This is a genomic window from Nostoc sp. FACHB-110, assembly GCF_014697425.1.
In the GTDB taxonomy this organism is placed as follows: Bacteria; Cyanobacteriota; Cyanobacteriia; order Cyanobacteriales; family Nostocaceae; genus Nostoc_B.
The window spans coordinates 94705-107338 of record NZ_JACJRU010000016.1; the positions used below are offsets into that span (position 1 = coordinate 94705).

Here is a 12634-nt window from a genome sequence, read left to right on the forward strand (position 1 = left end):
AAATAGCCAGAAGGTAAGAGGCGAGAAAAAATTTAGGCATTGCTGATTAGTGGGATGTTTTTTGTTTCGCGCAAAGGCAAGGCAGCGCGTTGGGCGGCTCTGCCGACTTGTTCGCTGAAAGCGTTCCCGCAGGGTAGCGACTGCCGCGCAAAGGCGCGAAGAATCAATATTTTATTTTTGTTAAACATCTCAATTCATCCCGCATTTATGCAACGCCAAAATTTAATTACCTCTATCTTTCCCTAGCCTCTAATCCCTAGTCCCTAGCCCCTAGCCCCTATGACACAACTAGAAACTCCTCAAACCAAAGTAGAAGTGACCCATCACCCAAAAGCTTGGAAATGGTACGACTACTTCACCTTTAATATTGATCACAAAGTCATTGGCATTCAATATATAGTCACAGCCTTTGTGTTTTATCTAATTGGCGGATTGATGGCAATGGCTATCCGCATCGAATTAAATACACCCGATGCAGATTTCCTCGACCCCAATTTATATAACGCCTTTATGACCAACCACGGCACATTGATGATTTTTATGTGGATTGTGCCAGCGGCCATTGGTGGATTTGGAAATTTCTTGATTCCCTTGATGGTTGGCGCGCGAGATATGGCATTTCCTAAGTTAAATGCGATCGCTTTTTGGTTGAATCCACCCGCAGGCGCATTACTTTTAGGTAGTTTCTTTTTTGGTGGTTCCCAAAGTGGTTGGACTGCTTACCCACCCTTGAGTTTAATTACTGCCAATACTGCCCAGACAATGTGGATTTTAGCGATTGTCTTGGTGGGAACTTCCTCAATTTTGGGGGCGTTAAACTTTGTCGTCACCATCTTAAAGATGAAAGTCCCTAGTATGGGATGGACGCAAATGCCGTTATTCTGCTGGGCAATTTTAGCAACTTCTGTTTTAGCTTTGCTGTCTACCCCAGTGTTAGCGGCGGGATTGGTGCTGTTATTATTTGATATTAACTTTGGCACTTCGTTCTTTAAACCCGATGCTGGCGGCAATGTCGTACTTTATCAGCATTTATTTTGGTTTTATTCTCACCCCGCAGTATATTTAATGATTCTGCCCATCTTCGGCATTATGTCCGAAGTGATTCCCGTTCATGCTCGTAAACCGATATTTGGTTATAAAGCAATAGCTTATTCTAGCTTGGCAATCTGCATTATCGGGTTATTTGTTTGGGTACACCATATGTTTACCAGTGGTACACCTCCTTGGATGCGGATGTTTTTCACCATCTCTACCCTAATTGTTGCCGTTCCCACTGGCGTGAAGATTTTTGGTTGGGTGGCGACACTGTGGGGTGGCAAAATTCGCTTTACCAGTGCCATGCTATTTGCCATTGGCTTGCTGTCGATGTTTGTTGTTGGCGGACTGGGCGGCGTAACCTTGGGTACAGCACCTTTTGATATCCACGTCCACGATACATATTATGTTGTGGGTCACTTCCACTACGTTTTATTTGGCGGTTCTGTATTTGGCATCTATGCGGGAATTTATCATTGGTTTCCCAAAATGACAGGCAGGATGATGAATGAAACTTGGGGCAGAGTTCACTTTGCCCTCACCTTTGTCGGTACTCACCTCACCTTTTTACCAATGCACCAACTAGGGTTACAAGGAATGCCGCGCCGAGTCGCCATGTATGACCCTCAGTTTGCCGGAATAAATCATATTTGTACCATTGGCGCGATGATTCTCGGCATATCTGTACTACCATTCTTCTTCAACGCCATTTGGAGTTGGCTGCATGGAACAAAAGCCACCGATAACCCTTGGGATGCGCTGACTTTAGAATGGACAACCACTTCGCCACCAGCCATTGAAAATTGGGAAGTTTTACCTGTAGTGACTCACGGCCCCTATGATTACGGGCGTAGTGAAGAGGTTAACTCCAATCTTGCACCTGTGGCTTGAAATTGCATAACCACTTATAAAAGTCGTCCTTTGTCAATATAAATTAGGGCTTACGCAAAATATCTCTCAAACTCTTATTTCTCTGTGATCTCTGCGCCTCTGTGGTGCGTTATTTCGTAACTCGTGCGTAAGTCTAACAAATAAATAATGACAAAGGACAACGGATAAATAACAACACTGAACACAATTAAAAATTTATGCAAACTGTGAACACACCAGAAATCTCCCATGAAGCACATCCAGACTTGCGAGTGTTTGGACTGCTGACATTTTTAATTTCCGAGTCATTGATGTTTGGTGGTTTTTTTGCCACTTACCTTTATCTACGCGGTGCTAACGCAGTTTGGCCGCCAGAAGGTACAGAAGTTGAATTACTTGTACCAAGCATTAACACTATCATCCTAGTTTCTAGTAGTTTTGTGATTCATTTAGGTGATACAGCCATTAAGAAAAACAACGTTGTCGGAATGCGATTGTGGTATGGTATCACTGCACTAATGGGGGCTATTTTTTTGGGAGGTCAGGTATATGAATATTTGACTTTAGGATATGGCTTAACTACCAACGTGTTTGCTAACTGTTTTTATTTAATGACAGGCTTTCACGGGTTGCACGTATTTATTGGGTTGTTGTTAATTCTAGGTGTAATGTGGCGATCGCGCCGTGCCGGTCATTACTCTGCTACTAAACATACTGGTATTGAAATGGCTGAAATCTATTGGCATTTTGTCGACATTATTTGGATTATTCTCTTTTCACTGTTGTACATTCTGACCGAATTTTAGATTTTAAATTTTGGATTCGCTTAGGGGCGGTTTTATTGATATTTTGGTTAATAAATAATCATATTAGTAAATCCGTCCTGACAAGATTTAAAATATATAGCAATTATCGCACTATTTTAACTTAATAAAATAGTTTTTAAAAGCACGGAGAATTGAAAAAAATATTGATAGAAAATATAGTTTTACTGAGATAATTAGTGTAGATAAAAATTGATAAATTATTTGCCAATTTGTATAAATATATAGTTTGTCACTCATCAAATATTTATATAATCAAGCTAATAGCAGGTTATTTATTATTTATAAAATAGCTATTAGTTACTAAGCGTCAAGAATACGATTGATTGTTAATTGCCATATCTGGGAACACTAATATTTGAACCTAGTCAGAGTTTAGTGGTATGTTGAGCATTCCCGGATATCAATTTGGCGAAGAAGTTTATAACGGCTTGAGAACACTTGTTTATCGTGGGTGTCGAGAACGGGACAGTCAACCCGTAGTGATTAAACTGCTGAAGAACCCTTATCCCAGTTTTAGTGAATTGGTGCAGTTTCGTAATCAATATACCATTGCCAAAAATCTTCATTATCCCGGAATCATCGAAACTTATAGCTTAGAAACTTATCAAAATGGCTATGCAATAGTAATGGAAGATTTTGGGGGAATTTCCCTCAAAGATTATTTCACTGCTGTAGAACCGACATTTTTTTGGTCTTTACAGGAGTTTTTGCAGATAGCGATCGCACTTTGCAATATATTAGATACACTTTACCGCAATGGCATCATTCATAAAGATATTAAGCCTAGCAATATTCTCATTAATCCTAAAACAAAGCAAATCAAGCTTATAGATTTTAGTATTGCATCGTTGTTACCACGGGAAAATCAAACACTCATTAATCCTCAGGTTTTGGAAGGGACACTGGCTTATATTTCCCCAGAACAAACAGGAAGAATGAATCGCTTAATTGATTACCGAAGTGATTTTTATTCTTTGGGTGTGACTTTTTATGAATTACTCACCGGAGAATTACCGTTTAAAGCCAAAGATGCGATGGAATTGCTACATTGTCATATGGCGAAAATACCTACAGCATTACGAAAAAGAGTTGGGAGAACAAGTTTGGGGGAAGAAATTCCCCAAGTAATTTCCGATATTGTGATGAAATTGATGTCCAAAAATGCAGAAGACCGCTATCAAAGTGCGCTGGGACTGAAGCATGATTTGGAAAATTGTTTAACTCAATTCCAACAAAGAGGGAAAATTAAAAATTTCTTAATCGCGCAGCGAGATGTGTGCGATCGTTTTAATATTCCCGAAAAACTCTACGGACGTGAACAGGAAGTTCAAACTCTACTAGAAGCATTTGAGCGCGTTGCTAACAGTGCAACAGAAATCATGTTAGTGGCTGGTTTTTCTGGTATTGGTAAAACAGCAGTTGTGAATGAAGTTCACAAACCAATTGTTAAACAGCGTGGTTATTTTATTAAAGGCAAATTTGACCAATTTAATCGGAATATTCCTTTCTCGGCTTTTGTACAAGCTTTCCGCGATTTAATGGGTCAATTACTAACCGAAAGTGACCAAAAAATCAAACAATTGCAAGCTAAAATTACAGAAGCATTAGGAGATAATGCCCAAGTAATTATTGAAGTCATACCGGAATTAGAACTAATTATTGGTAAACAACTACCAGCACCAGAATTATCAGCAAATGCAGCACAAAATCGCTTCAATTTACTATTACAAAAATTTATCAAATTATTTTGCAGTCAAGAGCATCCATTAGTCATATTCTTAGATGACTTACAATGGATTGATTCTACTTCTTTAAAACTTATCCAATCATTAATCAGTGAGGCAAATTCTGGTTACTTATTACTGATTGGTGCGTATCGAGATAATGAAGTATCTGCGGCCCATAGTTTAATGCTGACGTTAGACGAAATCAAAAAAAATGGCATCAAAATTAATAAAATTACTCTTAAAACGTTAAATGAATTCAAATTAAATCAATTAGTAGCAGATACACTTAACTGCAAAGAAATCTTAGCTAAACCACTATCAAAATTAATTTATCAAAAAACTCAAGGCAATCCATTTTTTGCAACCCAGTTTATTAAAGCTTTACATCAAGATGGTTTAATTAATTTTAATTATGAGCAAGGACATTGGCAATGTGATATATCAAAAATTAGCCAGCGATCGCTCACAAATAATGTCGTTGAATTTATGGCATTACAACTCCAAAAACTGCCAAAATCCACTCAAGAGGTTTTAAAATTAGCTGCTTGTATAGGGAATCAATTTGATTTAGAAACCTTAGCAATTGTTTCGCAACAATCAACAGCCGAAACAGCTGCTTGTTTATGGAGTTCTTTACAAGCAGGTTTAATTTTACCTCAAAGCGAAGTTTATAAGTTTTTTATTGACTTAGATAATCAAGAAATTCCTCAAGCAAATTCTGAAACTTTTGTTTATAAGTTTCTGCACGATCGCATTCAACAAGCCGCCTATTTATTAATCCCTGAATCAGACAAGCAATTAACTCATTTTAATATTGGGCAATTGTTATTAACTAACACGCCAATCTCACAACATGAAGAAAAAATATTTGCCATTGTTAATCAACTCAATTGTGGGATTAGGCTAGTAAATACAGAGGCACAAAAGCAGGAACTAGCAAATTTAAATTTAAATGCAGCCCAAAAAGCGAAAACCTCAACTGCGTATAGTGCAGCTTGGGATTACTGCACAACAGCACTACAACTTTTAAACACAAACAGTTGGCAAAATCAATATGATTTGACTTTAAAAATATATGAAACAGCTACAGAAGCAGCTTATTTAAGTGGCAACTTTGTCGAAATGGAAAGGCTAGCAACATCTGTAATTCAGCAAGCTAAAACCATTCTTGACACCATCAAAATTTACGAAATTCAAAGTCAAGCTTTAGTTGTTCAAAATCAATCATTGGCTGCTATTAAGGCAGGATTAGAAATTCTTAAATTATTGGGGATAGAATTTCCCGAAAACCCAACTCCCAATGATATTGGTGCAGCATTTCAAGAAATGCAATTAACTTATCAAGGTCAAGAAATCCCCGATTTAATCAATCTACCATTGATGACTGACCCCAATCAATTAGCAATTATGCGCCTCATATCGAGTATCTTACCAGCTGCATTTCTTTCATCTCCTATACTATATGTATTGCTAACTTTTAAAGAAGTCAGTTTATCAATTAAATATGGTAATACTGCTATTGCTAGCCATAGTTACGCCTGTTGTGCAGCAATTATTTGTGGCGGGATGGGAGATATTGAAACAGGTTATAAATTTGGTCAACTTGCCTTAAATTTATTACACAAGCTAAATGCTAAAGAACTGCAATGTAAAGTGGATGCTATGGTTTATGGCTTTATTAAACATTGGCAAGAGAATGTGAGCATCACTTTAATTCCTCTCAAAGAAGCCTATTCTATTGGGTTAGAAACTGGCGACTTTCAATTTGCCGGATATTCCGCAGTTATGTATTGTGCATTTGCCTATTTTGCCGGGATAGAAAAAGAATTATCAGAGCTTGAACAAGAAGTCATTGTTTTACATGATTCTCTCTTGCAAGCCAAGCAAATGAGCGCAGTTAACTATTTTCAAATGTTGCGGCAAGCAATACATGATTGTCAAGTAGGTAGAAGCTCATCCCCATACTTAAAAGGTGAATTTTGTGATGAAGCAGCTATGTTGCCTAATTACATTCAATCTAGCGATCGCATGGGCATATTCTACCTTTATTTTCACAAACTCTGCTTAAATTATCTGTTTGCAGATTACCAGCAAGCAATTATTGATGCGGCTTTATGTGAACAATATTTAGATGGTGCTGTGGGTTTTCCTTATATTCCTATTTTTCATTTTTATGACTCTCTAGCAAACATAGCTGCATATCAAGCATCACCACAAAAAGATTTAAACGAGCTACTGCAAAAAATCAGCACAAATCAGCAGAAATTACAAAATTGGGCTGCTCACGCTCCCATGAATTATTTGCATAAATTTGAATTAGTTTCCGCCGAACTTGATCAATTACTTGGCAAAAAATGGGAAGCAATTGAAGGCTACGAGCGTGCTATTACTGGCGCAAAGAAAAATGGCTATATCCGCGAAGAAGCACTTGCAAATGAACTTGCAGCTAAATTTTATTTGAAAATCAATCAAGAAAAAGCCGCTCAAGGATATATGCAAGAAGCCTATTATGGTTATGCTCGCTGGGGTGCAAAAGCTAAAACTGAGGATTTAGAAAAATCCTATCCTCAACTACTTAAACCTATTTTACAACAGCGACAAATCAACTTACATCCTTTAGAAACTATAACCACAATTGCCGAAAAATCCACTACTAATAGCACAAGTATTACTGATATTTTAAATTTTGCTGCTGTGTTCAAAGCAGCCCAAACTATCTCTAGTACTATCGAATTAGATCAACTTGTAGCGAGCTTGACTCAAATTATTGTAGAAAATTCTGGGGCGAAAAAATCTGCATTAATTTTGCCTGATGAATGGGGTAACTGGCAAGTTAAAGCAATTACTTGGATTAATCATCAAGTAAATTCTCAAGGGAATATTCAAACTATTTTGAATTTAGAATCAATGGATACTTGCCCAGATATTCCTAAAACTATCATCAATTATGTCAAACATACTCAAAGAACAATTATCATCGATAATTGCAAAACAGATATTCCGGTACTAATTGGTGAATATATGCAGCACATCCAACCCCAGAGTGTATTATGTACGCCAATTATTCATCAAGGGCATTTAGTAGGAATTCTCTATTTAGAAAATAAACTGACAAGTGGTGTATTTAATCGCGATCGCCTGGAAATTATTCAAATTTTATCAACCCAAGCGGCGATTTCTTTAGAAAATGCTCGCCTTTATCGAGAATCTCAAGATCAAGCGCGACAGTTACAACAATCTCTCCAGCAACAAAAAACTTTATTTAAAGTCGTCTCTCAGATTCGAGAATCTTTAGAGTTAGATAGCATTTTTCGAGCCGTTACCCAAAATATTCGCCAAATTCTTAATGCCGATCGCGTCGGTATTTATCAATTTCATCTCAATGAAAATTATGAATATGGCGAATTTATTGCAGAAGATGTTTTACCACAATTTACCTCAGCTTTAGCCGTGAAAGTGCAAGATAATTGCTTTGGTGAAAAATTTGCCAATTTATATAAAAAAGGACGCTTCTGCTCTATACCTGATGTTAATACAGACACAATTTTAGATTGTCATCGACAAATTTTAGCGCAATTCCAAATCCAAGCCTCTTTAGTAGTCCCAATTATGCAGGATGATGAACTGTGGGGATTACTCTGCATTCATCAATGCGATCGCCCACGTTATTGGCAACCTTTTGAAATTCAATTTGCTCAACAAGTTGGCGCACAATTAGGAGTAGCCCTCAAGCAAACAGATTTATTAATTAAAACTAAACAACAAGCTACCCAATTAGAACAAGCACTGCAACATCTTCAGCAAACGCAACTGCAATTAGTTCAAAATGAAAAAATGTCTGCCTTGGGTAATCTTGTTGCAGGTGTAGCTCACGAAATGAATAATCCCCTCGGCTTTATTTCTGCTAGTTTAGAACAAGCTAAACCTACTTTGACAGATATTATTGAACATTTGCAACTGTATCAAACAGGCTCAAGTCATAATGAAGAAACTATTATCAACCATGCCAAACAAATCGATTTAGATTACAGCTTAGAAGACTTGCCTAAGATGCTTGATTCAATGATATTAGCTAGCGAAAGATTAAAAAATATCAGTACTAGTTTACGAACTTTCTCCCGTGCGGATAAAGATTACAAAGTACCTTTTGATATTCATGAAGGCATTGATAGTACAATCTTAATTCTCAAGCATCGTCTCAAAGCCAACGATAAACGTCCAGCAATTGAAGTGGTAACTAATTATGATAATTTACCCAAAATTGAATGCTTTCCCGGACAATTAAATCAGGTATTTATGAATATTTTAGCCAATGCTATTGATGCTTTAGAAGAAGCCAATACAGAACGTAGCTTTAAAGATATTGAGGCAAATCCTAACCGCATTACTGTCACAACTTCTCTGCATAATCACCAAATCACTATCAAAATTGCTGATAATGGTAAGGGTATGGATGAAGCCGTACAACAAAAGATTTTTGACCACTTATTTACTACCAAAGAAGTGGGTAAAGGTACAGGTTTAGGATTACCAATCGCTCGTCAAATAGTTGTAGAAAAACATGGTGGTAGCATCGATGTGAATTCTACCCTAGGGCAAGGCACGGAATTTGTCATTGAATTGCCTGTAACATCAATTCTCTATGAGCCTGCATAGAATCAAGCTTGGTGAAACAGTCCTGATAAAATAAAAGCAAACTCACAGCTATCAATTGCCATGACGCAAGCTTTACAAAATGTAGTTACGTTTGAGGAATTTATAGCATGGTATCCCGAAAACTCTGGGATACGTTACGAATTGCATCATGGAGAAATTGTAGAAATGGCACAGCCGACAGGAAAACATGAAAGGATCAAAGGGTTTGCGGCGGCTGAATTGACTATAGAATTTAGAAGATTAAGATTGCCTTACTTTATTCCCAATCAGGCAATAGTCAGACCACCCCAAAGAGAATCAGGCTATTTTCCCGATGTATTAATCCTCAATGACGTTGCTTTAGTTGATGAACCACTGTGGGAAAAATATTCTACTGTTACTAAAGGAAGTTCCATACCATTAGTTATTGAGGTGGTCAGTACTAATTGGCGTGATGATTACTATTTGAAGTTGGCAGATTATGAAGAAATGGAAATTCTTGAATATTGGATTATTGACTATGCAGCATTAGGAGCAAAGAAATTCATTGGCAATCCTAAACAACCTACTTTCTCAGTTTATCAACTTATTGATGGGGAGTACCAAGTAAGTCAGTTTCGCGGAAACGATAAAATTATATCGCCTACCTTCCCTGAGTTGAATTTGACAGCAGAACAAGTTTTTAATTTTGGTCAATGAGTCTGGGATTTTCTCAAAAATAAAAGCAGATTAGATAAAAATCATCAGTAGGGGGATCGATATCACCCCTACTACTTTGCTCTATACTAAAGCAGGTTCACGTCGGTTATATGCCGATGAATCTCCTTTAATTGCTTCACTTTGTTTACCATCAATACCAACAGGAACATCGCCAACTATGGTGACTCGCTGAACGTGACGCGGTTGATTGCCGTAATCAGCGATCGCATAATGTTGTGTAGCGCGATTATCCCAAAAAGCTACATCACCAACTTTCCAACGCCAGCGGACGGTATTTTCGGGACGGGTGACATAAGCTTGCAACAATTTAATAATTTCATCAGATTCATTTTGTGACAAGCCACGCAGACGACGCACAAAACCACCGATAAATAAGCCCCGTTCGCCAGATTCTGGATGCACACGCACAACTGGATGCAAAGTTTCGTACACCGTAGAGGTGAACACAGCCCGATGTTCTAAAATTTCTTGTGGTAAATCAATTGTGGCGGCAGCATAATCATAGGCGTTGCTGTGAACTGCCCAAAGTTGATCAGCAAGATGACGCAGCGGATCTGGCAAATCTTCGTAAGCAGTTACAGAGTTTGCCCAAATTGTATCGCCTCCTGAAGGTGGGATGACCAACGCCCGCAAAATTGAACCGAGAGGAGGACGGTCTACAAATGTTACATCGGTGTGCCAGTTGTTAGCGCGGCTCACTGTCTTGCCGTAATTCAAGTCCAGGACTTCGGGGTTTTCTGGGAGTGATGGAACGGTGGGATGGGCTGTAGTGACTTCGCCAAAGCGACGAGCAAAGGCTACTTGTCCTTGTGCGTCGAGGTTCTGCTCGTGGAAAAAGATAACTTTGTATTTAACTAGAGCTTTGCGGATATCGCTGATAATTTCATCGCTGAGATTATTACTCAGGTCAACACCGATGATTTTGGCTCCAATACGTCCAGCAACTGGTTTGATGTCAAAGTGTTGAGAAGTCATGAGATTTATCTTTCTAAGGGTTAATTCATTTGTTTCCCAAACGCCGAGGCGCAGATATTTTCAGAAGAAGGTATCTATGCGTCGTAAAAAATAAATGTCCGTAATTCAATGCTTTCTCTAGGAGGTGCATTACTGGGACTAGTTGGATCTTCAAAAGCTGTATGGGCGGCAAAACGGGCGCGTCCATCTTCTGCAGAGTCGAAGCATTTAATAAATAGTGCTTCGTTTGGGTGCATTTGTGGGAAGTAATACCACTTGTGTTCGGGATTATATGTAACTGCGTAAGTCTCACCGATGCGATCGCGGTACACTAAATCACCTGCTACTAAGTCGTTTTTGGCAATACTTTGCGCGTCACACAGTGCTAATGGCGACTCTTGAATTGGTTGAGCGATGGCGCGCCAAACATTTACAATAGCGAATCTCTTTTGCAATACTGCATCAATATTCTCTATGCCGCGCGCGGCTAGTTCTAAATGAGCGCGAGTATAGCCAGATTTAGCTGTGAAATCGTTATGTACGCGCTTGGCAGGTTCTTTAATATTGTTCTCACCAGGCTTTGATTTGCCAGCATTGCGCAGGGTGTGATCGAATATCACTACCTGTGTTGCACCTGTGACTTCTTTTAATAATTGCTCTGCTTCTGGATAGTAAACGCGGCGTATTTCGTCTTCGTCGTAAAAGTCGCGCACACTGGTGTGATGTGCTGTAAAAGCAAAACCTTCTTGATCTAACGAAATGTTTTCAGAGATAGAACGAGCATTATAGATAGGGAGTTTGTACGTTTGAAAATTACCATTAGTGCGCGGGATTCCTGGCGGTGGTTCGTAGGTGTAGTTCACAGGTTTTTGTGCCATTGGAATCAGATAACTCAGATTCGCCTCTACGTATGGCAATTCTTGGGAAATCGGTCTGTCTAGAACTTGATTATTTAAGCTCATAGGTCATCCCATTTTGGATTTTGTGATTGGTTATGGATAGCTATTTTTGTGCTGCACCAACGGGAACTGGTTCACCGAGAATTTTGGCGAATCTTTGGATATAAAACTCCGTAGGATTGGCGACTTGCTGAATGGAAGAGCGATCGCGTACTATACTCCACCATCTCTGCAAGCGTGGAGTTTCTGCGGGAAGGGTGAATTGGCGGAAGTGTTCTAACAGTGGTAAACGTTCAAACCAAGGATAAAAACTAATATCAACCAGGCTAAATTGATCCCCTAATAAATAATCACCTTGGGCGAATGCTTCTTTCTCTATATAAAGGAGTGCTTCGATAAACTCTGTTTTTCCTTGTTCATGTTCTTGGCTATCTTTACCACGCAGAAACTTGTTAAAAGCCGGGACTAAGCGAGTGTTGGCGTAGTCTATCCAGATCCGTGCGATCGCTTTTTGTGCCGGATCTTGAGGTAATAAAGCTGGTTCTGGAAAAACTTCTTCTAGATATTCGTTGATAATCGCAGATTCGTAAATTTCCACATCCCCATGTTGAATCGCCGGAACCTTGCCATAGCGGGAAATCTGGGTGTAACCTTCTGGTTTGTTTTGGAGATCAATTTCTACTGGGGTGAAGTCAATGCCTTTTTCTAATAAAACTACACGGGTACGCTGAGAGAAGGTAGATGCTTTAGCAAAGTAAAGTTTTAAGTTACTCATGAAGTTTTTTCCTTGGAGTTATCAGGTAGATTGCACAACTCAAACTAAAAGAGTTAACTGACAGGTAGGGCGTTAATCTTTTAGTTTAATACACTTTATCGGTCGATTTAACGTAGTATAGACATTATACAGCCTTTATAAAATATGTATACCTAATTATTAGTCAAACTAAATATATTCATCTGTGCAGAA

The 12634-nt window shown here is 38.6% G+C and carries 8 protein-coding genes; 4 read left to right on the top strand and 4 right to left on the bottom strand.

The annotated features are described in order from the left end of the window. Positions 1-32 precede the first annotated feature (32 nt). Positions 33-188, bottom strand: a complete 156-nt coding sequence (locus H6G69_RS16655; RefSeq protein ID WP_190689271.1) for a hypothetical protein — start codon at positions 186-188, stop codon at positions 33-35. Between the two features lie 91 nt (positions 189-279). On the opposite strand from H6G69_RS16655, the gene ctaD reads away from it, so the two are divergent. The 4 genes from ctaD (at position 280) to H6G69_RS16675 (ending at position 9793) form a co-directional block, all read left to right on the top strand. Next, a complete protein-coding gene (gene ctaD, locus H6G69_RS16660) occupies positions 280-1926 on the top strand; it encodes a cytochrome c oxidase subunit I (protein WP_190689274.1) in 1647 nt (548 codons plus the stop codon). 197 nt (positions 1927-2123) lie between these two features. Further along, positions 2124-2711 (top strand): heme-copper oxidase subunit III, encoded by a 588-nt coding sequence (locus H6G69_RS16665; protein WP_190689277.1) that lies wholly within the window; start codon positions 2124-2126, stop codon positions 2709-2711. Positions 2712-3112: 401 nt separating this feature from the next. Continuing rightward, a complete protein-coding gene (locus H6G69_RS16670; protein WP_190689280.1) occupies positions 3113-9115 on the top strand; it encodes an AAA family ATPase in 6003 nt (2000 codons plus the stop codon). A 60-nt stretch (positions 9116-9175) separates the two neighbouring features. Beyond that, complete coding sequence (locus tag H6G69_RS16675) at positions 9176-9793, top strand: Uma2 family endonuclease (protein ID WP_190689284.1); 618 nt, start codon at positions 9176-9178, stop codon at positions 9791-9793. A gap of 81 nt (positions 9794-9874) precedes the next feature. Here the strand turns inward: H6G69_RS16675 and H6G69_RS16680 are convergent, their stop codons facing one another. The 3 genes from H6G69_RS16680 to H6G69_RS16690 all read right to left on the bottom strand — a co-directional run bounded on the left by H6G69_RS16680 (position 9875) and on the right by H6G69_RS16690 (position 12442). Continuing rightward, on the bottom strand, positions 9875-10789 hold the full coding sequence (locus tag H6G69_RS16680) for a TauD/TfdA family dioxygenase (protein ID WP_190689296.1): 915 nt from the start codon (positions 10787-10789) through the stop codon (positions 9875-9877). 74 nt (positions 10790-10863) lie between these two features. Next, positions 10864-11730: a CmcJ/NvfI family oxidoreductase gene (locus H6G69_RS16685; RefSeq protein ID WP_190689299.1), complete on the bottom strand. Its 867-nt coding sequence runs from the start codon at positions 11728-11730 to the stop codon at positions 10864-10866. 40 nt (positions 11731-11770) lie between these two features. After that, entirely contained in the window at positions 11771-12442 is a 672-nt protein-coding gene (locus tag H6G69_RS16690; RefSeq protein ID WP_190689302.1) for a glutathione S-transferase family protein, read from the bottom strand. Positions 12443-12634 lie beyond the last annotated feature (192 nt).

Excerpts from the sequence above, each read along its gene's own strand:
- ctaD (WP_190689274.1), top strand. The coding sequence starts at position 280 with ATGACACAACTAGAAACTCCTCAAACCAAAGTAGAAGTGACCCATCAC.
- H6G69_RS16655 (WP_190689271.1), bottom strand. The coding sequence starts at position 188 with ATGTTTAACAAAAATAAAATATTGATTCTTCGCGCCTTTGCGCGGCAG.
- H6G69_RS16680 (WP_190689296.1), bottom strand. The coding sequence starts at position 10,789 with ATGACTTCTCAACACTTTGACATCAAACCAGTTGCTGGACGTATTGGA.
- H6G69_RS16670 (WP_190689280.1), top strand. The coding sequence starts at position 3,113 with ATGTTGAGCATTCCCGGATATCAATTTGGCGAAGAAGTTTATAACGGC.
- H6G69_RS16665 (WP_190689277.1), top strand. The coding sequence starts at position 2,124 with ATGCAAACTGTGAACACACCAGAAATCTCCCATGAAGCACATCCAGAC.
- H6G69_RS16685 (WP_190689299.1), bottom strand. The coding sequence starts at position 11,730 with ATGAGCTTAAATAATCAAGTTCTAGACAGACCGATTTCCCAAGAATTG.
- H6G69_RS16690 (WP_190689302.1), bottom strand. The coding sequence starts at position 12,442 with ATGAGTAACTTAAAACTTTACTTTGCTAAAGCATCTACCTTCTCTCAG.
- H6G69_RS16675 (WP_190689284.1), top strand. The coding sequence starts at position 9,176 with ATGACGCAAGCTTTACAAAATGTAGTTACGTTTGAGGAATTTATAGCA.